Source organism: Bradyrhizobium sp. CCBAU 21365, assembly GCF_015291305.1.
GTDB lineage: Bacteria > Pseudomonadota > Alphaproteobacteria > Rhizobiales > Xanthobacteraceae > Bradyrhizobium > Bradyrhizobium elkanii.
In genome coordinates this window covers 360230-385855 of record NZ_CP030036.1, presented here as the reverse complement: position 1 = coordinate 385855, position 25626 = coordinate 360230, and the positions used below count along the sequence as shown (strand labels likewise).

General features: G+C 66.8%; 20 protein-coding genes. 10 read left to right on the top strand and 10 right to left on the bottom strand.

Annotation, left to right across the window (positions count from 1 at the left end; all coding sequences use genetic code 11):
* The first annotated feature begins 14 nt into the window (after positions 1-14).
* The 3 genes from sdhD to XI02_RS01775 are packed head-to-tail and all read left to right on the top strand — an operon-like array spanning position 15 to position 3035.
* Positions 15-389: a succinate dehydrogenase, hydrophobic membrane anchor protein gene (gene sdhD / locus XI02_RS01785; protein WP_085964893.1), complete on the top strand. Its 375-nt coding sequence runs from the start codon at positions 15-17 to the stop codon at positions 387-389.
* A gap of 3 nt (positions 390-392) precedes the next feature.
* Positions 393-2231, top strand: a complete 1839-nt coding sequence (sdhA, locus tag XI02_RS01780; protein ID WP_016840276.1) for a succinate dehydrogenase flavoprotein subunit — start codon at positions 393-395, stop codon at positions 2229-2231.
* 18 nt (positions 2232-2249) lie between these two features.
* Positions 2250-3035, top strand: a complete 786-nt coding sequence (locus XI02_RS01775) for a succinate dehydrogenase iron-sulfur subunit (RefSeq protein ID WP_172646130.1) — start codon at positions 2250-2252, stop codon at positions 3033-3035.
* A gap of 28 nt (positions 3036-3063) precedes the next feature.
* Here the strand turns inward: XI02_RS01775 and XI02_RS01770 are convergent, their stop codons facing one another.
* The 3 genes from XI02_RS01770 to XI02_RS01760 all read right to left on the bottom strand — a co-directional run bounded on the left by XI02_RS01770 (position 3064) and on the right by XI02_RS01760 (position 8098).
* Positions 3064-5814, bottom strand: a complete 2751-nt coding sequence (locus XI02_RS01770) for a bifunctional acetate--CoA ligase family protein/GNAT family N-acetyltransferase (RefSeq protein ID WP_172646131.1) — start codon at positions 5812-5814, stop codon at positions 3064-3066.
* 125 nt (positions 5815-5939) lie between these two features.
* Positions 5940-7814: a ferrous iron transporter B gene (locus XI02_RS01765; RefSeq protein ID WP_172646132.1), complete on the bottom strand. Its 1875-nt coding sequence runs from the start codon at positions 7812-7814 to the stop codon at positions 5940-5942.
* A complete protein-coding gene (locus XI02_RS01760) occupies positions 7811-8098 on the bottom strand; it encodes a FeoA family protein (protein WP_026192088.1) in 288 nt (95 codons plus the stop codon). The genes XI02_RS01765 and XI02_RS01760 overlap by 4 nt, the downstream gene beginning before the upstream one ends.
* Before the next feature lie 334 nt (positions 8099-8432).
* On the opposite strand from XI02_RS01760, the gene XI02_RS01755 reads away from it, so the two are divergent.
* The 6 genes from XI02_RS01755 (at position 8433) to XI02_RS46180 (ending at position 17163) form a co-directional block, all read left to right on the top strand.
* Positions 8433-10577, top strand: coding sequence for a hybrid sensor histidine kinase/response regulator (locus XI02_RS01755; protein ID WP_172646133.1), 2145 nt, complete (start codon positions 8433-8435; stop codon positions 10575-10577).
* Between the two features lie 159 nt (positions 10578-10736).
* Positions 10737-12788: an ABC transporter ATP-binding protein/permease gene (locus XI02_RS01750; protein WP_172646134.1), complete on the top strand. Its 2052-nt coding sequence runs from the start codon at positions 10737-10739 to the stop codon at positions 12786-12788.
* Positions 12789-12818: 30 nt separating this feature from the next.
* Entirely contained in the window at positions 12819-13676 is an 858-nt protein-coding gene (locus XI02_RS01745; protein WP_172646135.1) for an FkbM family methyltransferase, read from the top strand.
* Positions 13677-13867: 191 nt separating this feature from the next.
* Positions 13868-14254 carry a VOC family protein gene (locus XI02_RS01740; RefSeq protein WP_016845485.1) on the top strand — a complete coding sequence of 129 codons (387 nt, stop codon included), beginning with the start codon at positions 13868-13870 and terminating at the stop codon, positions 14252-14254.
* A 109-nt stretch (positions 14255-14363) separates the two neighbouring features.
* The gene (locus tag XI02_RS44975; RefSeq protein WP_233475705.1) at positions 14364-14654 is read left to right on the top strand and encodes a hypothetical protein; all 291 of its coding nucleotides are present in this window, start codon (positions 14364-14366) and stop codon (positions 14652-14654) included.
* A 1387-nt stretch (positions 14655-16041) separates the two neighbouring features.
* Positions 16042-17163: an OmpA family protein gene (locus tag XI02_RS46180; protein WP_018269376.1), complete on the top strand. Its 1122-nt coding sequence runs from the start codon at positions 16042-16044 to the stop codon at positions 17161-17163.
* Positions 17164-17421: 258 nt separating this feature from the next.
* On the opposite strand, the gene XI02_RS01730 is transcribed toward XI02_RS46180, so the two are convergent.
* Both XI02_RS01730 and XI02_RS01725 read right to left on the bottom strand, forming a co-directional pair.
* Positions 17422-19176 carry an alkaline phosphatase gene (locus XI02_RS01730; RefSeq protein ID WP_194483359.1) on the bottom strand — a complete coding sequence of 585 codons (1755 nt, stop codon included), beginning with the start codon at positions 19174-19176 and terminating at the stop codon, positions 17422-17424.
* 115 nt (positions 19177-19291) lie between these two features.
* On the bottom strand, positions 19292-19657 hold the full coding sequence (locus XI02_RS01725; RefSeq protein WP_172646137.1) for a nuclear transport factor 2 family protein: 366 nt from the start codon (positions 19655-19657) through the stop codon (positions 19292-19294).
* Positions 19658-19833: 176 nt separating this feature from the next.
* Here XI02_RS01725 and XI02_RS01720 point away from each other — a divergent pair, with 176 nt between their 5' ends.
* Positions 19834-20421, top strand: coding sequence for a TetR/AcrR family transcriptional regulator (locus XI02_RS01720; protein ID WP_076834698.1), 588 nt, complete (start codon positions 19834-19836; stop codon positions 20419-20421).
* 166 nt (positions 20422-20587) lie between these two features.
* On the opposite strand, the gene argG is transcribed toward XI02_RS01720, so the two are convergent.
* The 5 genes from argG to XI02_RS01695 form a co-directional block, all read right to left on the bottom strand.
* Positions 20588-21925 (bottom strand): argininosuccinate synthase, encoded by a 1338-nt coding sequence (argG, locus tag XI02_RS01715; RefSeq protein ID WP_172646138.1) that lies wholly within the window; start codon positions 21923-21925, stop codon positions 20588-20590.
* Between the two features lie 79 nt (positions 21926-22004).
* Entirely contained in the window at positions 22005-22787 is a 783-nt protein-coding gene (locus XI02_RS01710) for a phosphatase PAP2 family protein (RefSeq protein WP_172646139.1), read from the bottom strand.
* A 232-nt stretch (positions 22788-23019) separates the two neighbouring features.
* Positions 23020-23505 carry a hypothetical protein gene (locus XI02_RS01705; RefSeq protein ID WP_172646140.1) on the bottom strand — a complete coding sequence of 162 codons (486 nt, stop codon included), beginning with the start codon at positions 23503-23505 and terminating at the stop codon, positions 23020-23022.
* 154 nt (positions 23506-23659) lie between these two features.
* Positions 23660-24874 carry a 23S rRNA (adenine(2503)-C(2))-methyltransferase RlmN gene (gene rlmN / locus XI02_RS01700; protein ID WP_057021293.1) on the bottom strand — a complete coding sequence of 405 codons (1215 nt, stop codon included), beginning with the start codon at positions 24872-24874 and terminating at the stop codon, positions 23660-23662.
* A gap of 75 nt (positions 24875-24949) precedes the next feature.
* Positions 24950-25534 carry an invasion associated locus B family protein gene (locus XI02_RS01695; RefSeq protein WP_370143924.1) on the bottom strand — a complete coding sequence of 195 codons (585 nt, stop codon included), beginning with the start codon at positions 25532-25534 and terminating at the stop codon, positions 24950-24952.
* Between the last annotated feature and the right edge of the window lie 92 nt (positions 25535-25626).

Genomic DNA, 25626 nt, shown 5'->3' with positions numbered 1-25626 from the left:
GCGGCCCCTCTTCGATGCGCACGCCGCTGGAGCGCGTCCGCGGCCTCGGCTCCGCGCACACCGGCACGGGCGATTTCTGGCGCCAGCGCCTCACCGCGGTTGCGATGACGCTGCTGATCGTTCCCGTGATCGTCGTGGTGATCACGCTGATCGGCCGCAACCATGCCGGCGCGGCGCAGATCCTCGGCTCGATCCCGATCGCCATCATCCTGCTGCTCTTCATCATCGCCAGCACCTGGCACATGAAGATCGGCATGCAGGTCGTGATCGAGGACTACATCCATAACGAGAAGCTGAAGATCGCCAGCGTGATGGCGAACAACTTCTTCTGCGTCGCGGTCGCATTGGCCTCGATCTACGCAATCCTCAAATTGTCGTCGGGAGTTTGATCCATGGCCGGTGAAGGAAACGGCAAGGCCACCAACGGTGGCCCGGCCACGAACGGCAAGGCCTACCCGATCCAGGACCACACCTACGACGTCGTCGTGGTCGGCGCCGGCGGCGCCGGCCTGCGCGCTGTGGTCGGCTGCTCGGAAGCCGGGCTGCGCACCGCCTGCATCACCAAGGTGTTTCCGACCCGCTCGCACACGGTGGCGGCGCAGGGCGGCATCTCGGCCTCGCTCGGCAACATGCATCAGGACGACTGGCGCTGGCACATGTACGACACCGTGAAGGGGTCGGACTGGCTCGGCGACCAGGACGCGATCGAGTACATGGTGCGCAACGCGCCCGACGCGGTCTACGAGCTCGAGCATTGGGGCGTTCCGTTCTCGCGCACCGAGGACGGCAAGATCTATCAGCGCCCGTTCGGCGGCATGACCTTGGACTACGGCAAGGGCCAGGCGCAGCGCACCTGCGCCGCCGCCGACCGCACCGGCCACGCCATGCTGCACACGATGTACGGCCAGTCGCTGCGCCACTCGGCCGAGTTCTTCATCGAGTTCTTCGCCATCGACCTGATCATGGACGATCAGGGCGTCTGCCGCGGCGTGATCGCGCTCAGGCTCGATGACGGCACGCTGCACCGCTTCCGCGCCCAGACCACGATCCTGGCGACCGGCGGCTATGGCCGCGCCTATGCCTCCTGCACCTCGGCGCACACCTGCACCGGCGACGGCGGCGGCATGGTGCTGCGCGCCGGCCTGCCGCTGCAAGACATGGAGTTCGTCCAGTTCCATCCGACCGGCATCTACGGCTCGGGCTGCCTCGTCACCGAAGGCGCCCGCGGCGAAGGCGGCTATCTCGTCAACTCCGAGGGCGAGCGCTTCATGGAGCGCTATGCGCCGTCGGCCAAGGACCTCGCCTCGCGCGACGTCGTCTCGCGCGCGATGACGATCGAGATCCGCGAAGGCCGCGGCGTCGGCAAGAAGAAGGACCACATCTTCCTGCACCTCGACCACCTCGATCCGAAGGTGCTGCATGAGCGGCTGCCGGGTATCTCTGAATCGGCGAAGATCTTCGCCAATGTCGACGTCACCCGCGAGCCGATCCCGATCGTGCCGACCGTGCACTACAACATGGGCGGCATCGCCACCAACTATCACGCCGAGGTGCTGACCAAGCGCAATGGCGACGACAATTCGGTGGTGCCGGGCCTGATGGCGATCGGCGAAGCCGCCTGCGTTTCGGTGCACGGCGCCAACCGTCTCGGCTCCAACTCGCTGATCGACCTCGTGGTGTTCGGCCGCGCCGCGGCGCTGCGCCTTGCCGACAAGCTGACCGCGAACGCCAAGCAGCCGGAGCTGCCGAAGGATTCCGCCGACCTCGCGCTCGGCCGCCTCGATCATTTCCGCCATGCCTCCGGCGGCACGCCGACCGCGAAGCTGCGCGACAGCATGCAGCATGTGATGCAGAACAATTGCGCGGTGTTCCGCACCGGCGACGTGCTGCAGGAAGGTCAGAACCTGATCCACAAGGTCTATGGCGGCGTCGGCGACATCTCGGTGTCGGACCGCTCGCTGGTGTGGAATTCGGACCTGGTCGAGACGCTGGAATTCGACAATCTGATCGTGCAGGCGGTCGTGACGATGGATTCGGCGGCGAACCGCACCGAAAGCCGCGGCGCGCATGCGCGCGAGGATTTCCCGGACCGCGACGACAAGAACTGGATGAAGCACACGCTGACCTGGATCGATCCGGCCGGCAAGACCGCGATCGAGTACCGTCCGGTGCACAGCTACACGATGACCAATGACGTGCAGTACATCCCGCCGAAGGCGCGGGTCTACTGAGAACGAAGGCGAGCAAGCATGGTTGAATTCGCACTTCCGAAGAATTCGAAGATTTCCGGCGGCAAGACCTGGCCGAAGCCGGCCGGCGCCACCGAGACGCGCGAATTTCGGGTGTATCGCTGGAACCCGGACGACGGCAAGAATCCGAGCGTCGACACCTATTATGTCGACACCAATGATTGCGGCCCGATGGTGCTGGACGGTCTGATCTGGATCAAGAACCACATCGATCCGACGCTGACCTTCCGCCGCTCCTGCCGCGAAGGCGTCTGCGGCTCCTGCGCGATGAACATCGACGGCCAGAACACGCTGGCCTGCACCAAGTCGATGCACGACGTCGGCGCCGGCGGCGCGGTGAAGGTCAATCCGCTGCCGCACCAGCCGGTGGTGAAGGACCTGGTCTCCGACCTGACCAATTTCTACGCCCAGTATGCCTCGATCGAGCCGTGGCTGAAAACCACGACGCCGACGCCGCAGAAGGAGTGGAGGCAGAGCCACGAGGACCGCGAGAAGCTCGACGGCCTCTACGAGTGCATCCTGTGCGCCTGCTGCTCGACCTCGTGCCCGAGCTACTGGTGGAACAGCGAACGCTTCCTCGGCCCCGCCGCGCTGCTGCAGGCAACCCGCTGGGTCACCGACTCCCGCGACGAGGCGACCGGCGAGCGGCTCGACAATCTCGAGGATCCGTTCCGCCTCTATCGCTGCCACACCATCATGAACTGCGCCAAGGCGTGTCCGAAGGGCCTCAATCCCTCCGAAGCGATCGCCGAGCTCAAGTTCAAGCTGGTCGAACGCCAGATCTGATCCGTTGCAGCCGCGGCTGGCGCTGGTGTCAGCGGCCAGCCGCAACAGGCCGGATCAGGATATCGGCGCCGACTGCATCGACGCCGGATCGATCGAGGTCGAGCACCACGTCGACGATGCTGTGATCGCCCGGATCCATCGTGACGGTGAAGCCGAGATCGCGGCACATCCCGATCATCGTGGTGTTCTCGGTCAGCACCTGGCCGGACAGACGCTTCAAGCCCTCCGACCGCGCATAGTGGATCAGGAGCTGCATCAGCGCCCAGCCAAGGCCTTTGCCCTTGAGATCGGACTGCAGCAGGATCGCGTATTCGGCATTCTGGTACAGCGAATCCGAGTGCAGCCGGACCGCACCCATCATCTCGCCGGTGTTCGGATCGAGCGCCACAAACGCCATCGCCCGCGCATAGTCGAGCTGGGTCAGGCGTGCGATGAAGGCGTGCGAGAATTCCTTCATCGCATGGAAGAAGCGCAGCCTAAGGTCTTCGGCGGTGACGCGCTTGAAGAAATCGCTGACCATCGGCTCGTCCTCCGGCCGCATCGGACGCACCGTGACACGCGAGCCATCGCGCAGCGCAAGCTCGCCCTCCCATTGCGACGGATAGGGCCGCACCGCGAGCCGGGTGTGGCCGGCGAACAGCCGGGTGGGTTTGCGGATCGCAACCCGCGCATCGAGCGCGAGCACGCCGCTCTCGTCCGCCAGCATCGGATTGATGTCGAGCTCGGCGACCTCGGGAATGTCGGCCGCCATCTGTGCCAGCTTGACGAGGGTGAGCGGCACCACATCGGCCGGGACCGCCGGCACATCGCCGTAGCCGCCGAGCAGCCGCGAGACGCGGGTGCGTCCGATCAGCTCGCGGGCGAGATTCATGTCGAGCGGCGGCAGCGCCAGCGCCTTGTCGTTGATCACCTCGACCGCGGGGCCGCCACGCCCGAACACGATCACCGGACCGAAGGTCGGATCTTCGGCGATGCCGAGGATCAGTTCGCGCGCCGCGCGCCGCACGATCATCGGCTGGATCGTCACGCCTTGCAGGATGGCATCGGGCCGGGCACTTCGTGCCCGCGCCATGACCGTCCGTGCAGCTTCAACGACGCTGTCTTTCGTGCGCAGGTCGAGGATCACGCCGCCGATGTCGGAGGCGTGCCGGATGTCGCGCGAGAACACCCTGACCACGATCGCATGTCCCTCGGCGAGGAACGGCGCCGCCTTCGCGGCGGCGTCCTCGGCGGTCTCGGCGACGAGCGTCGTCACGATCGGAATATGATAGGCCGCGAACAGCGCGACGATCTCGGCCGGATCGAGCCAGGCGCGCCCTTCCGACAGCGCCTTCACGACGACGTGCCGCGCCGCCGCCGTCTCCGGTGTGAACACTGATGCGACGCCAGGCGGGGTTGCGGCGAGCGCGGTCGAGGCCTCGCGATAGCGCACCAGATACATGAAGGCGCGCACCGCATCGTCCTCGGTCGGGAAATGCGGAATCCGCGCCGCCTCGAAGATCGCGCCGGTGCGTTCGTCGGCGCCGACCCAGGCCGCGAGCACCAATGCCGCCACCGCACTCCGCTTCGTCCTGCGGTCGCGCACGCATTGCGCCACCGCCTCGGCAATCCCCTGAGCCGGCGCCACCGCGGTTTCGACATTCGCGACCAGCACCGCGTCGCTGTTGGCATCATCGAGCAGTGCGTTGAGCGCCACCACGTAGCGGTCGGCATCGGCATCGCCCGCGATGTCGACCGGATTGGCGTAGGACCAGCCCGGCGGCAGCACCTTGTCGAGCCGTTCGATGGTCTCCGCCGTCAGCGTCGCGGGCACGCCGCCGAGCTCGGCCAGCCGGTCGGTCGCGAGGATGCCGAGCCCGCCGCCATTGGTCAGGATCGCCAGCCGGTTGCCGCGCGGAACGAAGCCGCGGCCGAGCAGCTCGGCGCAATCGAACAGCTGGCGCAGATCGTAGACGCGCAGCATGCCGGCGCGGCGGAATGCGGCGTCATAGACCGCATCGGAGCCGGCCAGCGCGCCGGTGTGGGTCGCGGCGGCCTTCGCGCCCTGCGCCATCCGTCCCGACTTGACGATGACGACCGGCTTCAACCGCGCCGCGGCGCGCGCCGCCGACATGAACTTGCGCGCGTCCTTGACGGCTTCGAGATAGATCAGGATCGCGCTGGTGTGGTCGTCGAGCGCGAAATAATCCAGGAGGTCCGCGACGTCGACATCGAGCTGGTCGCCGATCGACGCGATGCCGGAGAAGCCGAGCCGCCGCTCCGCCGCCCACTCGATCATCGCCGACGCGACCGCGCCTGACTGCGAGATCAGGGCGACATGGCCATCCGACGGCTGATGCGAGGCGAAGCTCGCATTCAGCTTGGCGCGCGGCACCATGACACCGAGGCAATTCGGCCCGATCAGGCGCATGCCATGCCGCCGCGCCGTCTGTCCCGCGATCTCCGCGAGCGAGCCCGCGCCATGGCCGAGACCGGCCGACAGGATCGCCGCACCGGCAACGCCGGCCGAAGCCGCCTCCGCGACGATTTCGGGAACCGCCGCCGCCAGTGCGCTGATGACGACGAGATCCGGAACGAATGGCAGCGATTTCAGGTCGGGAACGGTCGGCGCGCCATCGACGTCGGCATAGTTCCGATTGACCACGCCGACGCGGCCGGCGAAGCCGCTCGCTCTGATGTTCCTGAGCACCGCCGCGCCGAGCGACGACGGGCGCGGGCTGCCGCCGACGATTGCGATGCTTCGAGGCGAAAATAGCCGCTCCAGGCCGTACGTCGACATTGCATGGTCTCGCAGGGAACACGCGGAGGCGCCCGCTTCACGCGCCCTCGAGCAACTCTACTGCTTCGCTTGGCTGCGTGCACCTGTCGCAGTTTCGAATAGAGATGATGAAACTGTGTTGCCGATCAATGCAGGCCCAACGCCTGCGCCAAATTGAAGGTCAGGAAGCTCGCGACATAGGCCAGCGCGAGCATGTAGATGAACGTCACCACCATCCACTTCGCGCCGCCGGTCTCGCGGCGGATCACCGCGAGCGTCGAGGCGCATTGCGGGGCGAAGATGTACCAGACCAGCAGCGACAGCGCGGTCGCCAGCGTCCATTTCTGCGCCAGCACCTGGCCGATCTGGTCCGCCGCCTCCTTGCCGCCCTCGATCGAATAGACGGTGCCGAGCGCCGCGACCGCGACCTCGCGCGCCGCCATGCCCGGAATCAGCGCCACCGCGATCTGCCAGTTGAAGCCAATCGGCCGCAGCAGCGGCTCGAGCGCATGGCCGATCATCGCGGCAAAGCTGTAATTGATCGCCGGCCCCTCGGCGCCGGCCGGCGCCTGCGGGAACGAGGCCAGGAACCAGATCAGCACCATCATCGAGAGGATCGTGGTGCCAGCCCGGTACAGGAACATCTTGGCGCGGGTGAACACGCCGATCGCGATGCTGCGCAGCCGCGGCATCTTATAGTCGGGCAATTCCAGCATGAACGGCGCCGGCGCGTGATCGCGCCACAGGAAGAACTTCGCGATCGCCGAGACCGTCAGCGCGCTGGTGATGCCGGCGGCATAGAGGCCGAACATCACGAGCCCCTGCAGATTGACGAAACCCCACAGCGTGGTCGCCGGAACGAAGGCGGAGATGATCAGCGTGTAGACCGGAATGCGCGCCGAGCAAGTCATCAGCGGCGCGATCAGGATCGTGGTCAGGCGGTCGCGGCGATTGTCGATCACGCGCGTCGCCATGATGCCGGGAATGGCGCAGGCAAAGCTCGACAGCAGCGGAATGAAGGCGCGGCCATGCAGCCCGGCGCCGCCCATGATGCGGTCCATCAGGAACGCCGCGCGCGCCATGTAGCCGAAATCTTCCAGCAGCAGGATGAACAGGAAGATGATGATGATCTGCGGCAGGAACACGATCACGCTGCCGACGCCGGAGATCACGCCGTTCTGCAGGAAGCTCTGCAACAGGCTCCAGCTTTCGGGCAGCAAATTGTGGATCAGCTGCCCGAGCGCGGCGAAGCTGTCCGAGAGAAATTCCATTGCCGGCTGCGCCCAGGTGAACACCGCCTGGAACATCACGAACAGGATCACGGCCAGGATCACGAGACCCCAGACCGGATGCAGCACGACCGAATCGATCCGGTTGGTCAGCGTGTCGGGCTTGGTCGGCAGCGTCACCGCCGCGGCGATGATGCGGTCCGCCTCGCGCTGCGCCGCCTTGAGGTCGGCAATCGTCGGCGTCGTCCACTCGCTGGCCGCCGCCTCATGCGACTTCGCCAGGAATTCGTCGGTCCGCTTCAGGAGCTCGTCAATGCCGCCCTTGCGGACCGCGACCGAGGTCACGATCGGTAGCCCCAGCTCCTGCGACATCCGGTCGATGTCGATCGTGACGCCGCGGCGCCTTGCGATATCGATCATGTTGAGCACCAGCATCATCGGCCGGCCGACGCGCTTCAGCTCGAGCACCAGCCGCAAGGTCAGCCGCAGATTGGTGGCATCCGCGACGCAGAGCACGAGATCGGGCACCGCCTCGCCGTCGAAGCGGCCCAGCACGATGTCGCGGGTGATCTCCTCGTCCGGGCTGCGGCCGCGCAATGAATAGGTGCCGGGCAGGTCGAGCACGGTCACGCTGCGGCCCTCCGGCGTGACGAAGCCGCCGGATTTGCGCTCGACCGTGACGCCCGGATAGTTGGCGACCTTTTGGCGGCTGCCGGTCAGGCTGTTGAACAGCGACGTCTTGCCGGTGTTCGGCGCGCCGACCAGCGCCAGGCGCAGGGATGCAGTGGTCATTCGACGATCACAGCCATGGCTTCGCTCCGGCGCAGCGCGATCGTGATGTTGTCGACGCGCACCGCGATCGGGTCCTTTCGGATCGTTCCTTCATGCAGGATTTCCACGCGCGCGCCCTCGACAAATCCCATCTCGACCAGGCGCTGCTCCAGCTCCTGCGGAGACAGCGATGAGCCCGTCACGAGCGCATCGAGCCTGATGATCTTTCCGACAAAACCGCGATCCGCATGTCCGAGCCGGACGTCCTGCAAATTATCCCGGGAGCTGTTTGGATCGCCTGTCATGCGGCCTGTTTTTCAGCAGGTAGTCACAGGGTCAAGCGTTTGCCCGTGAGAGGTTTTAGAACTCCTAAAAACAGCGCCCGGAAGCGCCATCCAGGTCGATTTTCCGCTTGACTGCCGGCGAGGCGCTAACGGGGTCGTGATGCCGCCGCGCCGCAGCCGCCCTCCGCGGCCCCGGACGCGAGCCGGCTCCCAATTGATCTATCCGGGTTGGGCCTCCGGTAACCTTGACAGGTCGCGGAATGGCGAACGAGCGTCGGCGCCGCGCCCGGCGGCGCCGTTTCGCTTCCTCCCGCGCAACGGTTTGCGTTATGGTCCGCGCGGAGCCGGAGCGCCCGTGCAGACCGCACAACGCAATTCGCTGAGACTGCTGCAATGGATGATGGCCGCCGCGCTGGCCCTTCCGCTGGCGCTGTTCGTTTTTGCCTCCGCAATGTCCTGGATCTCGACCAGCGAGGCCGCCGACCAGGAGATCCAGCGCACCCTCGATGTCGCCCATGAGCACGCGCTGAAGGTGTTCGAGACCATCGATCGAGGCCTCGCCGAGGTCACCGAGGTCGTCCGCGGCATGGGCGATGCCGATATCGGCGCACGCGAGAAGAGCCTGCACGAGCGGCTGCGCCAGGTCGCCGTGGCGCTTCCCCAGGTGAAATCGGTCTGGGTGTTCGACGCCAACGGCCGCGCCCTCGTCAACAGCCTGGTGCAGCCGGCCCCCGACGTCGACTTTTCGGACCGGGATTACTTCCGGATTCATGCCCAGGGCGACATCGGCACCTATATCGGCGAGGTGCTGACGCCGCGGCCGCCCTATCAGGGCTCGCGGTTCTTCAGCGTCGGCCGGCGCCGCAACGGCGACGACGGCAGCTTTGCCGGCGTGATCCAGGTCTCCGTGCTTCCGGAATATTTCGAGAATTTCTACGCCAGGATCGGCCGCGAGCCCGGCAGCTTCCTGGCGCTGATCCGGACCGACGGCGCGGTGCTGGCGCACTTCCCTGCCGTCAACCGCGACGTCCGGTTCGAGCCGAGCGGCCCGCTCGGGCGGCAGATCGTCGCCAATCCCGTGGCCGGGGCGATGACGATCCATTCCCCGGCTGACGGCATCGAGCGGCGCATGCGGTACCAGCGGCTGGCGGGATACCCGGTCTATGTCAGCGCCGGCCTTGAAACCGCGGCGATCCAGTCGCGCTGGATGTCGACCATGGCCCAGCACCTGATCTTCGGGATCCCGGCCACCGCCCTGCTGTTCGGCCTGCTCGCGCTCGCCTTCCGGCGAACCCAGCGCCTCCAGGAGGAGGCCCTCCGGCGCATCGAGGCCGAGGAGGCGTTGCGGCACGGCCAGCGGCTCGAGGCACTCGGGCAGCTCACCGGCGGCGTCGCGCACGATTTTAACAACCTGCTCACCGTGATCCGCGCGTCGGTCGACATGTTGCGGCGGCCGGACCTGCCGGAGCCGCGGCGGCAGCGCTACATCGATGCGATCTCCAACACCGTGAACCGTGCCGCCAAGCTGACCAACCAGCTGCTTGCGTTCGCGCGGCGGCAAACCCTCAAGCCCGAGGTGTTCGACGCCGGCCAGAGCGTCCGCACCCTGAGCGAGATGATCGCAACCCTGATCGGCGCGCGCATCGAGATCACGGCGCAGGTGCCGGACGAGACCTGTCTCGTCAACGCCGATGCCGGCCAGTTCGAGACCGCCATCATCAACATGGCGGTGAACGCGCGCGACGCCATGGACGGCGTCGGCCGGCTCACGATCGCGGTCCGCGCCGTGGACAGGCTGCCGTCCGCGACCAGCACGCCGCCGAACTCGCCCGGCCACGTCGCGGTGTCGGTGACCGACACCGGCGTCGGAATTCCGCAGGAGCTGTTCGGCCGCATCTTCGAGCCGTTTTACACCACCAAGGAGGTCGGTCACGGCACCGGCCTTGGCCTGTCCCAGGTGTTCGGCTTCGCCAAGCAGTCCGGCGGCGAGGTGACCGTCACCAGCGAAGTCGGCAAGGGTGCGACATTCACGCTGTATCTGCCGCGCGTCGTCGGCGGGCATGGCGCGCGAGCGCAGCGCACCGAGGATGCGCCCGCGATCGATCGGACCGGCGCATCGGTCCTGATCGTCGAGGACAATGCCGAGGTCGGAAAGTTTGCCGCCGACACGCTGACCCAGCTCGGCTGCACCTGTGTGCTGGTGGACAACGCCACCCACGCGCTGGAGGAGCTGGCCGTCGACGCTGACCGGTTCGACCTGGTATTCACGGATGTCGTGATGCCTGGCATGAGCGGCATCGAGCTAGCGGAAGAGATCCGCCGGCAGCGGCTTGATCTGCCGATCGTGCTCGCCTCCGGTTACAGCCAGGTGCTGTCGCAACAGGGCAGCGGCGGCTTTGAGCTGCTGCAGAAGCCGTATTCGGCCGAGCAGCTCGCGCGCGTGCTGCACAAGGCGACCCGGTCGCGACGGCTGAGGCGCGATCAAGCGCCGGCGGGGTAAATGAATCGCGTGCGCGTGCCACATATTCGCTGCCGTCCCGGCGAAAGCCGGGACCATACGCCGCGGCGGAAGTTGTGGCTGGGACTCGTCGTTGCAATACGCGCGGCTGACCGCCGGATGCTGGGCGGAACCGGGTAATTTGCCTGGCGTTATCGTGCCATGGGCAAAGCTGAGGTAAAATCCCAATCGTCGGACAGGCGGTCGCCGGCCAAGACTGCATCGCCTCGGAAAGCGAGCGCAAAGGCGGCCGATCAAGAGCGCAAGGATCCCGCGGCAAGCGAAGCGGACGACAAATCGGAATTCGTCGAGGTGATTGCCGAAGACGGCGACCATGTCGAACCGACGCCGCCGGAAATCGTCGAACCCGATCCCGAGCTATCGGCCGAAGAGGCCGAACAGGCGCGCAAGGACTATTTGCTGACGCGGTTCTGGATCAGCGCGCGCGGCTATTGGGGCCGAAGCGGCGACCGGCTGGCATGGCTGTTCACGATCGGCCTGCTGCTGCTGATCGTCGCCAACGTCGCCGTTCAGTACGGCATCAATGTCTGGAATCGCGCGATCTTCGATGCGATCGAAAAGCGTGACGCGGCCAGTGTCTTCCACCTGACCGCCATCTTCTTTCCGCTCGCGATCGGCAGCGTGCTGCTGGGCGTTGCCCAGGTGTTCGGCCGCATGGGCATCCAGCGGCGCTGGCGCGCCTGGCTGACCAACGCCGTCGTCTCGCGCTGGCTGACCAACGGCCGCTACTACCAGCTCAACCTGGTCGACGGCGATCACAAGAATCCGGAGTACCGGATCGCAGAGGATCTGCGGATCGCGACCGATTCTCCGGTCGACTTCATCGCCGGCGTGACGTCGGCGCTGCTCTCGGCCGTCACCTTCATCGTCGTGCTCTGGACCATCGGCGGCGCGCTGACGGTGACGCTCGGCGGCTCGTCGATCAGCATCCCGGGCTTCCTGGTCATTGCCGCGATCATCTATGCGGCGATCGCGTCGGGCTCGATCACGGCGATCGCCCGCAGCTTCGTGCAAATCTCCGAGGACAAGAACCAGGCGGAAGCGGAATTCCGCTACATCCTGACCCGCGTGCGCGAGAATGGCGAAAGCATCGCGCTGCTCGGCGGCGAAACCGAGGAGCGCGACGGCATCGACAAGACGTTCTCGAACGTGCTGCGGCAATGGGCGCGGCTCGCCGGGCAGCACATGCGCACGACGCTGGTGTCGCAGGGATCGAATCTCATTGCGCCGGTGGTACCCTTGCTGCTGTGCGCGCCGAAATTCCTCGACGGCAGCATGTCGCTCGGCCAGGTGATGCAGGCGGCCTCGGCCTTCACCATCGTGCAGACCGCGTTCGGCTGGCTGGTCGACAATTATCCGCGGCTCGCCGACTGGAACGCCTGCGCGAGGCGCATCGCCTCGCTGATGGTGTCGCTTGACGGGCTCGAACGCGCCGAGACCGGCGACGGCTTCGGCCGCATCGAGCGCGGCGAGACCGAGGGCGAGGCCATGCTGAGCCTCAACGATCTCTCCGTCACGCTAGACGACGGCACCGCCGTGGTCGGCGAGACCGAGGTGGTGATCGAACCGGGCGAGCGGCTATTGGTCGCCGGCGAATCCGGCACCGGCAAGAGCACGCTGGTGCGCGCCATCGCCGGCCTGTGGCCATGGGGCGGCGGCAGTGTCGGCCTGCACCCGGACCGCCGACTGTTCATGCTGCCGCAAAAGCCCTACGTGCCCTCGGGCACGCTGCGGCGTGCGGTGGCCTATCCCGGCGCGGCGGAGGACTGGAGCGTCGATGAGATCAGCCGTGCCCTGCACAAGGTCGGCCTCGACCATCTCAAGGAGAAGATCGAGGAGGACGCGCCGTGGGACCAGACCCTGTCCGGCGGCGAGAAGCAGCGGCTCGCCTTTGCCCGCCTGCTGCTGCACAGCCCCGACATCGTCGTGCTCGACGAAGCGACGTCCGCGCTCGACGAGAAGAGCCAGGACAAGATGATGGAGACGGTGACGACGGAACTGCCAAAGGCGACCATCGTCAGCGTCGCCCATCGCGTCGAGCTCGAAGCGTTCCATAGCCGCAAGATCGTGCTGGAGCGCCGCAAGGGCGGCGCCAAACTGGTCAGCGACGTCGATCTGATCCCGCGCAAGGGCAAGCGAAGGCTGCTCGGCCGCTTCCTGCGGCAACGGCAGGCAGCGGGCAAGGCGGCGTAACGGGCGTTGGCGCTGCCGGCAAAACCGGCTATGCATGCCGCACTTTTGACGAGGCCATGCGTGATCCCCAGCAACGACATATCGCCGGCGCCGTTCGGCGCCTTCGCGCCCAACGCGGCGCAGGCCGCCATCATCCGCCTGGCGCATGCTAGCGGATTGAAGCGCGGCGCGTTCCGGCCCTGGCTGTCGAAGCTGGTCAATCTGTTCGGCGCGGGTCCGCTGGACGTGACCTACCAGAGCGCATCGTTCCGCTTCTATCATCAGGCGAGCGCGACCGAGCGCGGCGCGCTGTTCAATCCCGATTACAACCTTGAAGAACTCGCCTTCCTGCGGGCGCATGTCGGTGCTGATGGCACCTTCGTCGATCTCGGCGCCAATGTCGGCACCTATGCGCTGGCGCTGGCGCGCGATGTCGGACCCGGCGGCAAGGTGATCGCGATCGAGCCGCATCCGGTGACGCATGCGCGGCTCAAATTCAACACCGAGGCCTCCGGCTTTCCGCAAGTGCGCCTGGTTGCGGCGGCCGCTGGCCCGACCGATGGCGAACTGATGATCGAGACCGACGGCGACAATCTCGGCGCCAGTCACATCGTCACGGGCACGCCGACAGGCAAGGCGTTCAAGGTGCCCTCGCTGCGGCTGCAACGCATCCTCGACGAGGCCGGCGCGAGCAAGGTCGACGCGCTGAAGATCGACGTCGAGGGTTTCGAGGACCGCGTGCTGATCGGCTTCTTCCGCGACGCGCCGCAGGCGCTGTGGCCCGGCGCGGTGGTGATCGAGCATCTGTCGAAGGACGAATGGACCGACGACTGCATTGCGGACATGCACGCGCGCGGTTACGTCGTGCAGGGCCGGACGCGCAGCAACACGCTGCTGGTGCGGAGCTGAGATGTCCGCGGCCGAGATCTGCTCCCTCTCCCGCTTGCGGGGGAGGGCCGGGGTGGGGGTGTGTCCACGAGTCATTTTGTGGAAAGAGCCCCCACCCGGATTGCATCTTCGATGCAAACCGACCTCCCCCGCAAGCGGGAGAGGTGCAACGAGTCCGCGGATGTAGTGTCATACAACAAGGGAGGCTCGCGATGATCGACCATATCGGCTTTTCCGTCTCCGACTATCAACGCGCGAAGGCGTTCTACCAGGCGGCGCTGGCGCCGCTCGGCTACGGCCTGATCATGGAAGTGCCCGCTGAAGTGACCGGGCACGCGCCTGCCGCGGGCTTCGGCGCCGACGGCAAGCCGGACTTCTGGATCGGCGGCGAAGGCGCGATGAACAAGCCGGTGCATATCGCCATCACGGCCAAGGATCGCGCCACCGTCGACGCCTTCTACAAGGCTGCGATGGCGGCCGGCGGCCGCGACAACGGCGCGCCCGGCATTCGCGCGCATTATCACCCGAACTATTACGGCGCATTCGTGCTCGATCCCGACGGCCACAATATCGAGGCGGTCTGCCACACGCCCGGGTGAAACATCGGAACGCCGCGGCGCGCGATCCGTTGTCGCTGCGAACTTCGATGGAGCGATTGATGCGCGCGACGCGACCTGGCATCGGCGACAGCCGCGGGGTCTCGATATGATGCCGATCGAGCCTCCCGAGATTCCGCCGACGACGCCGGGCACACCGAGCGAGCCGCCGCCGGGAATTCCTCCCGGCAGTCCGCGCCCCGAGATTCCGGAGCCGGTTCGCGAACCCGGCGAGCCACCGCGACCGGACGAGTTGCCCGGCAAGACACCTGACGAATCGCCGGTGCGCGGACCGCCTGGACCGTCCGGCCCGCCACCTGCGACAGATCGACTCGCCGCCGGTGAGTCGCCCTTGCGCCCAAGTTCCACGTCGATTGCAAATGTGTCGGCGCGTTTCTTCTGAACGCGCGGTGAACAATCACACATGCAACCCGTTATAATGTCGAAATAAACTTCGCCGATGATCCGTGGCTCGCCACAATCCGGCCTAACGGCTGGCGGTTCATCGTCCTGCCGAATTGTTCGGCTCTCAGTTTTCTTTCCTGCCCAGACTTTTCGCCGGGGACTCCTAGACAATGACAAAGCTTCGTCTCGTGCTGCTTGCCACGACTGCGCTGACGGTGATGCAATTCGCCACCTCAGCGTCGCACGCCCAAACTTCGCCTCTGGTCGTCGCACAGGCGCAGCAAAAGGAAGAAACCGGACCTGACGGAAAGCCGAAGGCGCGGCCAGCGCCGGGCGCGCCGGGTGCTCCTGCACGTCCGGCACCGCCGGCCGCAGCGCCGCATCCGCAGGCGCCACCTCCCGCTGCGGCGCCCGCACATCCTGCTCCGCCGCCGGCCGCAGCACCCGCGAAGCCGACCCCGCCTGCAGCGCCTGCCCGGCCCGAGCCGCCCGCGGCTGCACCGGCAAAGCCGACCCCGCCTCCGGCAGCCGCGCCGCATCCGGCGCCGCCGCCCGCTCCCGCACGGCCCGAGCCGCCTGCGGCGCGCCCGACGACGCCTCCGCCGGCGGCTGCGCCTGCACGTCCCACACCGCCACCGCCCGCGGCCGCACCCGCGAAGCCATCGCCGGCCCCGGCACGGCCGGAGCCGCCCGCGGCGGCACCTGCGAAGCCAACCACGCCACCGCCGGCGGCCGCCCCCGCACATCCGACGCCGACCCCACCGCCGCCGGCCGCAGCACCGCAGCGACCCGGCACGCCGCCGCCCGGCGCAGGTCCCGCGCACACGCCTCCGACGCCAACCCCCGGCGCCACGCCGAATGCCGCGCCGGCAGCGCGCCCCGGCACCCCGCCCACAGCGGCAACGCCGACACCGACGCCCGCAACCCCGGGAGCTCCGACAACGGCACCGGCCGAACGCCGCCCTGGCGATCGTCCGGGTGGCGAACGCGGTGAACGTCCTGGCGGCGCCAAGCAGCCGCCGGGCACACCGCCCGCGGCGACGTCAACGCCCGCGCCTTCGGCAACGACAACGCCGCCGGCAGCAGGGGCACGACCGGGTACGCCACCCGCCGCGACAGCTCCCGGCGCGACACCGACACCGACGCCTCCGGCTGTCGGCGCACAGCCTGCGCGGCCAGGCACCCCGCCTGCCGCAACAACGCCTCCGGCACCCGGCGCGACGCCGACGCCACCGGCGCCAGGTCAGCAGGGACGTCCGGCGACACCGCCCGGAACGCCTGCGACCCCGGGCGCGGCAATGGGCGCGCCTGGCGCGACCCCGGCTCCGGGTCAACCGGCACGCCCGGGCGTTGCGCCCGGCGTATCACCGGCCCAGGGAGCTGCGATGGGCGCGCCGGCGCCGTCGGTCGTTCCCGGCTCGGCCGCCGCAACGCCACCGCCCGGCCGCGCGCAATACGCGCCGCCGACGGTTGCGCCGGCCTTCCGCGCCGCGCCAGCGGTCGCAGCGCCGCTGCCGCCGCCACCTCGGCATGACAACATCAAGCCGCTCGCGATCGGCGCCGCCGTCGGTGCCGGCGTGGTCGCCGGCGCCATCATCGGCGGCAGCATCGCCGACCTGCACAGCCAGCGGCAGGAGGTCGTCGAAGGCGGCCGCACCATCTACACCGAACCGGACCGCGTCATCATCCGCGATCCGGGCGGCCAGGCCTATGTCCGCGGCGACGACGTCTATCGTTTCCGCTATGGCGCGCGCGATATCCGCACCGAGACGATCGGCGGCGAGACGCGGACGGTCGTGGTTCGTCCCGACGGCAGCGAGATCATCACGGTGGTCGGCTCCGACGGCCAGATGTTGCGCCGTATCCGCAGGGATACTGGCGGACGAGAGGTCGTCATCATCGACAACAGCTATCGCGATCCGCGGGCGGTCGGCGGCTTCTATGTCGACGTGCCACCGCCGGTGGTCAACATTCCCTACGATCGCTACATCGTCGACGCGCAGGACGCGTCGCCCGACGTGATCTATGAGACCATGGAAGCACCGCCGGTGCAGCGGATCGAACGGCGCTACTCGCTGGACGAGATCCGCTACAGCCCCAACGTCCGCATGCAGATGCCGAGCATCGACGTCAACACGATCAACTTCGACTCCGGATCGTGGACCATCCCGCCGGACCAGGCGGCGAGGCTGCAGGTGATCGCCGACGGCCTCAACCGGGCCATCCAGCGCAATCCGCGCGAGGTGTTCCTGATCGAGGGCCACACGGATGCGACCGGCAACGACACCGACAATCTGTCGCTGTCCGACCGCCGTGCGCAATCCGCCGCCGAGCTCTTGACGCAGCAATTCGGCGTGCCGGCGGAGAACCTGACCTCGCAGGGTTACGGCTCGCAATATCTGAAGGAGCAGACCGACGGACCGAGCCGCATCAACCGGCGCGTCACCGTCCGCCGCATCACCCCGCTGCTCAACGGCGGCACCGCCTCCGCCGCGCCGCCGCGCTGAGCCGCGCGACGTCACAATACGAAATGGCCGGGAGCGATCCCGGCCATTTTTTGTTTGCTCTCCTTCCACCTGAAAGGGGGAAGGTCGGGATGGGGGTCAGCCGCAGATGATGGTGGCTGCGGAGAGAGCAGATCCCCACCCGCTTTGCTCTGGCGAGCAAAGCGACCTCCCCCTTCTCAAGGGGAGGTTGGAGGAGCGTCGCCCCCGCAAGCGGGAGAGGTACAGCGGGCATGCTGATCGACCCAATCTCTTCATTCGTTACTTCTCCGCGCCCAGTCCCAGCGCCTCGACCATCACGCGGAATACTTCGGTGTTGTCCATCGAGCCGTGGACGCGCTCGCTGCCCGGGCCGGTCGCGGTGAGGATGACATCCTCGCCGGAATGCACGCTGGCGCCGATCATTGCCGGCAGATTGCCGAAGCGCAGCACGACGCCGGGGACATCCTTGTACTTGTCATTGGCCTTGAAACTGTCGGGCTGATCGCCCTTCACGGTCAGCTCGTTCGGATCGTCGAGCTTCGGGCGGAACGTCTCGTAGTGGTCGGGCAGGCTGGCCGAGAAGATCGCAAGCCGCCGGCTGACATCGACGCGTGACGGATAACCCTCGGCGTTCGGCGCCGGATAATTCGGGAAGCCGGCCTTCTCATAGACGCCGACGCGCTCGCGCAGGGGCACGTTGGGTGTCGTCATGTCGTCATTGATGGTGCCGACCAGGCTGTTCGGATGGTTGTGGTCGGCCACGACCAGGATCAGTGTGTCGTCGCTGCGCGCTTTCGCCCAGTCCTTTGCGAGCCGCACTGCGTTGTCGAGCATGATGGTGTCGTAGACCGCGCGCTCCATGTCGAGCAGATGGGCGTATTTATCGATCAGGCCGGATTCGACCATCAGGAAGAAGCCGGACTCGTGCTTCGACAGCACCGTGAGCGCGGCCCGGACCTGTTCGGTCAGGTCAGGCTGTTCGGGGAATTTCTTGACGCCGCCCCCCTTGAGGAATTTGCGGTCGAGCGCGCCGTCCATGTTGCCGGCGGCGAACAGGCCGAGCAATTGGCGGGTGTCCGCTTTGGCCGCGAGCGTGGCGAGCTCGCTTGCGGTGGTCGCGACCGGATAGCCGCCGTCGCGGAAGCGCGCGAGATAGTCGATATCGTCCTTGCGTTTCGACCCGGACGTGGATTGCGGCAGGAAGTTCGCGGAGCCGCCGCCCATCAGCACGTCGGGCTTCGCGTCGAAATATTGCGCGACGATCGCGTCATAGGCGGCGCGGCGGCGGGTATGCGCAACCATCGCCGCCGGCGTCGCATCCTCGACCTCGGTGTTGGTGACGATGCCGACGGCGAGGCCCGCCCGGCGCTTGGCGAGGCTCGCGATGGTCTCGACCCTGGGATCGTCGAGCGGATCGGGCGTGCGGTCGGCGTAGACGCCGAGCGCATTGACCGCGGCCTTGTGGCCGGTGGCGTAAGCGCTCGCGGCATTCGCCGAATCGGTGATGATCGAGTCCGAGCCCGCCGTCGCAACCAGCGCCATATGCGGCATGTCGTCGATCGCGAGCTTGCCGCGGCTCTTGCCCTCCGCAATCCCCTTGGAAAGGATTCGCGCGGCGACGCGATGCGACGGCGACATCCCGTCGCCGATGAACAGGATCACGTTCCTGGCCTTGCGTGCCCCGGTGTCATAGACGGTCCAGGTCACCGTCCGGCTCTGCGTGCCGTCGCTGACTTCGACGGCGACTTGCCCGGCCTTGGCGAGCGAGACATCGCGCAGCAACAGCGCCGATTGCTCTTGGCCGGCCTCGCGCGCGGTGAAGGTGCCGCCCTGGCCGAACACCGCGGCATAATCCGCGCCGTTCAGCGTGACCTTGAGCTTTGCTTGATCGACCACCCCCGGAAGCTCGACCTTGAAGTCGAATTTGGCGCCGGCGAGGATATCGGCGCGATCGATCGGATAGATCGTCTGCGCGAACGCCGGAGCTGCCGACAACGCCAGCATGACGGCCATACCGGCAACTCGCTTGATCATGATCGATGCTCCGCCTCTTGCGCATGACGCGCGCGCCGGGGCGGAGGCTAGTGGCGACGGATGACGGCGCAATGAGGCGGCGCCGGGGCGTATTGCCGCAACGGCCGGCGTGGTCTCAGCGCGCCATCTGCTGCGGATCGTAGAAGAAGCGCTCCTCGACCAGCTCCTCGCCGCGCCAGGTCTGCCAGGCGACCTCCTCCATGCTGCGAACCTTGCCGTCCTTAGCCGTGAATTCGAACCGCCAGCAGATCGCCGAATGATCGCCGTCGAGCAGGAGCGGCCCGAGCCGCGTGGTCTTGACGCCGGCGACCGCGGCCAGCACCGCCGCCTCGCGCGCCGCCAGCGCCTCGCGGCCGACCCGCCACTGGCCGTCATTCTCCTGGGTGCGGGCATCGACTGAATAGAAGTTCATGATCGCAGCGACATGATCATTGGATTCCACCGTGTCAGCGAAGGCTTGCAACGTCCTAAGCGAGGGCATGGGCACTCTCCCTTTACCGACTGATAGTCGGTACTTATCGACCAAGAGTCGGTAAGTCAACTGGTGCCGCTACGGAACCTGGGCTAGACAGCATGATCCGGAAAAGTGTGAAGCGGTTTTCCGGCGACAAACGCGCAGTGTTTGCGCTGAGATCATGCTCAAACAAGAGCGAAGCGATGGCAACCCAGGCCGAACGGCGCGAGAAGACCAGAGCCGCCATCGTCAAGGCGGCGCGGCGCATTTTTGGCGAGCGCGGCTTTGCCGCCGCGACGATGGACGACATCGCCGCTGGAGCGCGCGTCGCCAAGGGCGCGGTCTATCATCACTTCGCGACCAAGGAGGCGGTGTTCGAGGCGGTGTTCGAGCAGGTGTCGATCGACCTCGTCGCCGATCTCGATCGCATCTCGCGCGCCGAGAACGATCCGCTGGCAGCGATGGCGGCGGGCACGCAGGGTTATTTCGCGGCGTGCTCGAAAGGCCCGACCGGACAGATCATCTTGCGCGATGGTCCGGCCGTGCTCGGCTGGGAACGCTGGCGCGAGATCGATGCCAAGCATTTCGGCGGCAAGTTTCCGCGCGCGCTGGCTGCCGCGATGGATGCCGGCGTGATCGCGAAACAGCCGATCGAGCCGCTGGCGCGGCTGCTGCTCGGCGCGGTGACGGAAGCCGCGGTTGCAGTCTCCGCGGGGCCGGATATCGGCAAGACCGGCACCGATTACGCGCGCGCGTTCCGCTCGCTGCTCGATGCGCTCAGGGTGAAGTAGGCGAACTTTCTCCCGTCGTCCCGGCGAAGGCCGGGACCCATTGCCACAGGGAGGAGTCATTGAAGCGCGCTGTGGCCCCAGCGTTGCGCAACAATTGAAGGTCGTGGTTATGGGTCCCGGCATTCGCCGGGACGACACTGAGTTTGTGGCGCGTTCGCCCGCCGCCTCAATCCTTGTCGTTCTCGAGCTGGAAGATCTGCGCGCCTTCGCCGCTCGAGATGAGGCCGGTCTTGTTGTAGAGGCCGAGCTTGGCGCGGGTGTCGGCAATGTCGAGGTTGCGCATCGTCAGCTGGCCGATGCGGTCGGCCGGCGTGAACGCGGCGTCCTCGACCTTCTCCATGCTGAGCCGCTCCGGCGCATAGGTCAGGTTCGGGCTCTCGGTGTTGAGGATGGAGTAGTCGTTGCCGCGGCGCAGCTCCAGCGTCACCTCGCCGGTGACGGCGCGCGCCACCCAGCGCTGCGCGGTCTCGCGCAGCATCAGCGCCTGCGAATCGAACCAGCGGCCCTGATAGAGCAGGCGGCCGAGCCGCATGCCGCTGATGCGGTACTGCTCGATCGTATCCTCGTTGTGGATGCCGGTGACGAGGCGCTCATAGGCGATGTGCAGCAGCGCCATGCCCGGCGCCTCGTAGATGCCGCGGCTCTTGGCCTCGATGATGCGGTTCTCGATCTGGTCGCTCATGCCGAGGCCGTGGCGGCCGCCGATCGCATTGGCCTTGAGGAACAGCGCGACCGGATCGGCGAACGTCTTGCCGTTCAGCGCGACCGGCTGGCCTTCCTCGAACCGAACCACGACCTTCTCTGCCTTGACGTCGCAATCGGCGCGCCAGAACGGCACGCCCATGATCGGGTTGACGATGGTGATGCCGCTCGCAAGGCTCTCGAGATCCTTGGCCTCATGCGTCGCGCCGAGCAGATTGCTGTCGGTCGAATAGGCCTTCTCCGCGCTCATCTTGTAGGCGAAGCCCTGCGCGGTCATGAACGCCGACATCTCGGCGCGGCCGCCGAGTTCGTCGATGAACTGCTGGTCGAGCCAGGGCTTGTAGATCCGCAAGCTCGGGTTGGTCAGCAGGCCGTAGCGATAGAAGCGCTCGATGTCGTTGCCCTTGAAGGTCGAGCCGTCGCCCCAGATGTTGACGCCATCCTCCTGCATCGCCGCGACCAGCATGGTGCCGGTCACCGCGCGGCCGAGCGGCGTGGTGTTGAAATAGGTGATGCCGCCGGTCGAGATGTGGAACGCGCCGGACTGGATCGCGGCGATCCCCTCATGGACCAGCTGGGTGCGGCAATCGACCAGGCGGGCCTTCTCGGCGCCGAAATCCATCGCCTTGCGCGGGATCGCGTCGTAGTCGGCCTCGTCGGGCTGGCCGAGATTGGCGGTATAGGCGAAGACCTTGGCGCCTTTCAGCTTCATCCAGAGCAGCGCCGCTGACGTGTCGAGCCCGCCCGAGAACGCGATGCCGACTTTTTCGCCGGTGGGCAGGCTTTTCAGAATCGTACTCATGGAACGGTCCAATCGGTCGAAATCGGTGGTGATTAGGCAGGCCGAATATCAAATTTCCGGAGCCTGGGCACGCCTTTAATCAGGCCTCGGGCGCGCCCTGCTCCACCCGGCCGCCGCGGCGCCAGCGCTGCATCAGCCGGTAGCCGGGCATGGCGAGCCGGGTCAGCGCCGCATCGACCTGTTCGTCGGTTAGCCGGGTCGACGCCCAGCGGTAGATCAGGGCGTAGAACAGCCAGACCACGAGGAAAGACATCAGGCCGGCGATCGCCACATCGGTGAAGAAGTGTCCGCCAAAAGCCATTCTGAGCCCTGAGGTGACGAGGCCGAACACGGTGGCGCCGGCGAAGGCGAGCGGCCGCCAGGCGGGCGGCGTCAGCGCCGCCGGCGCATAGGTCCAGAACGCGGTGGCGCCCTCGCCGGAGAAGAACGAGCAGTTGCGCGGGCAGCCGCCGCGCGGGTCCCACCACGGCATGAATTGCAAATCGCCGCCGAACTGCGTCACGAACACCGGCCGCGGCCGGCCCCAATAATTCTTGAAGGTGAAATTGGTGAGCACGCCGGCCGAGAGCAGCATCGTGGTGAGCAGGAACACGGCGGCGCGGCCGGACATCAGCATCGGCCGGTCCGGCCGGATGAATTTCCAGACGATGGTCACGATCGCCGGCAGCACCAGCGCCCAGGCGATCCACATCGCCGCATCGCGCGCAAACGACGCCACCGCGTCGAGCTTCAGCGGGAAGGTTTTCCGCGCCACATCGTAGAACAGCGCCGCCAGCTTCAGGTCGAGCTCGGGATAGATCCCGAACAGGATGCCGACGATGAGCGCCAGCGCCAGCGCGATGAAAAGTCCGGTCCGGTTCATGGCGCGCGGTTTAGCCGAGGCGGCGGGGCATGGAAAGTGCGTCTGCTTGCCTTACCCTCCCCTGGAGGGGGAGGGTCGGCTCACGTTGAGCGCAGCGAAATGTGAGCTGGGGTGGGGTGATCTCTCAACACGGGCAGTTCTCATGTGGAGAGACTTCACCCCACCTCGGTTCGCATCTCGCTGCGCTCCATGCGAACCGATCCTCCCCCTCCAGGGGAGGATAAGAATCGGGTCACGGCTGCCGCGATTGCGACGGCAAGGGCGGGGGCGGCGGCAAGGGGCGCGGCGGCTCGCGCCAGGCGCCGGCGGTGCGGCCGGCGATCAGCCAGTAGACCAGGCCCGCGACGATGCCGGCGCCGGTCATGATCTCCATGTGCCGGCGCACGATACCGTGGAATTGCATCATGTCGGGATCGAACGGGACCAGTCCGAGATAGCAGGCCGCGCCGACGATCGCGCCGCCGACGGCGTAGGCCAGCACGCTCCGGATGAAGAACGCTTCGGTGATCAGCACCACGATCAGCGCCGGCAGCAGCGCAAAGCCTGATATGAAGATGAAACCGAAGCCCAGCACGACGTTGACCGCGCTCTGGTCGATCTGCCCGCCGAAATCGCTGATCTCGGGATACAGCACCGCGACGACCACGATGATCCCTGCCACGAAGCAGGCCATCAGGAAGCCGAAGCCGACGACGAACAGGCGGCCGATCAGGGCCATTGGGTCATTCCATTATCGGACAGCGGGCGGGGCATTCATCTCTCCTCGTCATGCCCGGGCTTGGCCCGGGCATCCACGTCTTCTCTCGCGGAGACAAAGCTAAGACGTGGATGGCCGGGACAAGCCCGGCCATGATGAAATATGGAGATACTTCTCAATCCGTCATCGCCATCGCGCGCAGCGCCTGGCGCTCGCGGGCGGAGAGCTTTTCGGTCTCCGACTTGAGCTGGCCGCAGGCGGCGAGGATGTCGCGGCCACGCGGCGTGCGCACCGGCGAGGAATAACCGGCGTTGAAGATGTATTCGGAGAATTTCTCGATCTGCTCCCAGTCCGAGCATTCGTAGGCGGTACCCGGCCACGGATTGAACGGGATCAGATTGATCTTCGCCGGAATGCCCTTCAGCAGCTTCACCAGGAGCTTGGCGTCATCGAGCGAATCGTTGACGCCCTTGAGCATCACATATTCGAAGGTGATGCGCCGCGCGTTGGAGGCGCCGGGATAGTCGCGGCAGGCCTGCAGCAATTCCTTGATCGGATATTTGCGGTTCAGCGGCACCAGCTCGTTGCGCAGCTCGTCGCGCACCGCGTGCAGCGAGATCGCGAGCATCACACCGATCTCGTCGCCGGTGCGCTGGATGTTCGGCACCACGCCCGAGGTCGACAGCGTGATGCGGCGGCGGGAAATGCCGATGCCCTCATTGTCGGCGACGATCAGCAGCGCATCGCGCACCGCGTCGAAATTATAGAGCGGCTCGCCCATCCCCATCATCACGATGTTGGTGACGCGGCGCGTGCCGTCCTCGCGGTCGGCCCAGTCGTTCAGCCGGTCGCGCGCAACCATCACCTGGCCGACGATCTCGCCGGCGGTGAGGTTGCGCACCAGCCGCTGCGTGCCGGTGTGGCAGAACGCGCAGTTCAGCGTGCAGCCGACCTGCGAGGAAACGCACAGCGTGCCGCGATCGGTCTCGGGAATGTAGACGCACTCGACCTCGTGCGGCCGCTCGACCTTGTCGCCGCTCGGCAGCCGCAGCAGCCATTTGCGGGTGCCGTCGTTGGAGATCTGCTCGGCGACCACTTCGGGACGGTCGACGGTAAAATGCTTCTCGAGCTCGGCGCGCATGTCCTTCGAGACGTTGGTCATCTCGGCAAAGCTCTTGGCGCCGCGGAAATACATCCAGTTCCAGAGCTGCTGGGTGCGCATCTTGCGCTGGCCGGCCTGCACCCCGATCTCGCCGAGGCGATCGGCGATCTCGGCGCGCGACAGCCCGATCAGCGACGGCTTGGCCGGCGGCACATAGGTCTCGAGCGGAACCTTCTCGACCAGCGCGCTGGCGCCGGAGACGGCATGGGTGGTCACGGTGTCGGTCATGAAACCTCAAATAGGCCTTCCAGCCGGTGCTGGAAAGCCACCAAATACCTCGATTTCAGGCCTTAGGTCGCTTCTCTAGCGCCGGCAGTCCTGCCCGAGCCGGTCGAGCGCCTGCGCCAGGCCCTTCAGCGAGAAGGTGTCTGTCGTCTCGGTGCCCTTGGCCGAGACCGCTTTTACCGTCAGTTCGGCCGATTTGCGCATGGATTCCACCATCCGCTCCTCCTCGGCCGCATTCTTGATCCAGAGGCCGTCGCCCTGCGTGTACATCGCATAGGTCCCGCCGCCGACCTGAAGCGTCGATTCGGAGCCCGGCTTCACGGTGTAGCCGATCATGATCGAGACTTCGTTGACGACCTTCTCCGCCGGACGGGTGGAGATGAAGGCATAGGCCGGATCGCGCGGCCGGTTCGCCGGATTGGTCTTCGACGAGGACGGCTTGGCGAGCGCAAAGCACACCTTCTTGCCGTTGGGCGATGCCGTGTACGCGCCCCAGGTGCCGAATTGGCCGATCAGCGTCGGCTCCGCGCCGCCGGCCGCAGCCGCCGCGGCCGAAGGCGCCGGCTTGGCTGCTTCCTTCGCGGTATCCTTCTTGGGCGCAGCCTGCACCGGCGCGAGGGTGATGAACCCGCACAGGATACAAGCAACCAGTGATGTCAGAATCTGCCGCACGGCCAACTGGTTCCCCCATCATTGTGACTGCAAGATGGCCCGGCGATTCCCCTCCGCCGGCTCGGATGGATAACCGGGAAACG

Coding starts and splice junctions, on each gene's coding strand:
- sdhD (WP_085964893.1), top strand. CDS start 15: ATGCGCACGCCGCTGGAGCGCGTCCGCGGCCTCGGCTCCGCGCACACC.
- sdhA (WP_016840276.1), top strand. CDS start 393: ATGGCCGGTGAAGGAAACGGCAAGGCCACCAACGGTGGCCCGGCCACG.
- XI02_RS01775 (WP_172646130.1), top strand. CDS start 2,250: ATGGTTGAATTCGCACTTCCGAAGAATTCGAAGATTTCCGGCGGCAAG.
- XI02_RS01770 (WP_172646131.1), bottom strand. CDS start 5,814: ATGTCGACGTACGGCCTGGAGCGGCTATTTTCGCCTCGAAGCATCGCA.
- XI02_RS01765 (WP_172646132.1), bottom strand. CDS start 7,814: ATGACCACTGCATCCCTGCGCCTGGCGCTGGTCGGCGCGCCGAACACC.
- XI02_RS01760 (WP_026192088.1), bottom strand. CDS start 8,098: ATGACAGGCGATCCAAACAGCTCCCGGGATAATTTGCAGGACGTCCGG.
- XI02_RS01750 (WP_172646134.1), top strand. CDS start 10,737: ATGGGCAAAGCTGAGGTAAAATCCCAATCGTCGGACAGGCGGTCGCCG.
- XI02_RS01745 (WP_172646135.1), top strand. CDS start 12,819: ATGCATGCCGCACTTTTGACGAGGCCATGCGTGATCCCCAGCAACGAC.
- XI02_RS01740 (WP_016845485.1), top strand. CDS start 13,868: ATGATCGACCATATCGGCTTTTCCGTCTCCGACTATCAACGCGCGAAG.
- XI02_RS44975 (WP_233475705.1), top strand. CDS start 14,364: ATGCCGATCGAGCCTCCCGAGATTCCGCCGACGACGCCGGGCACACCG.
- XI02_RS46180 (WP_018269376.1), top strand. CDS start 16,042: ATGGGCGCGCCGGCGCCGTCGGTCGTTCCCGGCTCGGCCGCCGCAACG.
- XI02_RS01730 (WP_194483359.1), bottom strand. CDS start 19,176: ATGATCAAGCGAGTTGCCGGTATGGCCGTCATGCTGGCGTTGTCGGCA.
- XI02_RS01725 (WP_172646137.1), bottom strand. CDS start 19,657: ATGCCCTCGCTTAGGACGTTGCAAGCCTTCGCTGACACGGTGGAATCC.
- XI02_RS01720 (WP_076834698.1), top strand. CDS start 19,834: ATGGCAACCCAGGCCGAACGGCGCGAGAAGACCAGAGCCGCCATCGTC.
- argG (WP_172646138.1), bottom strand. CDS start 21,925: ATGAGTACGATTCTGAAAAGCCTGCCCACCGGCGAAAAAGTCGGCATC.
- XI02_RS01710 (WP_172646139.1), bottom strand. CDS start 22,787: ATGAACCGGACCGGACTTTTCATCGCGCTGGCGCTGGCGCTCATCGTC.
- XI02_RS01705 (WP_172646140.1), bottom strand. CDS start 23,505: ATGGCCCTGATCGGCCGCCTGTTCGTCGTCGGCTTCGGCTTCCTGATG.
- rlmN (WP_057021293.1), bottom strand. CDS start 24,874: ATGACCGACACCGTGACCACCCATGCCGTCTCCGGCGCCAGCGCGCTG.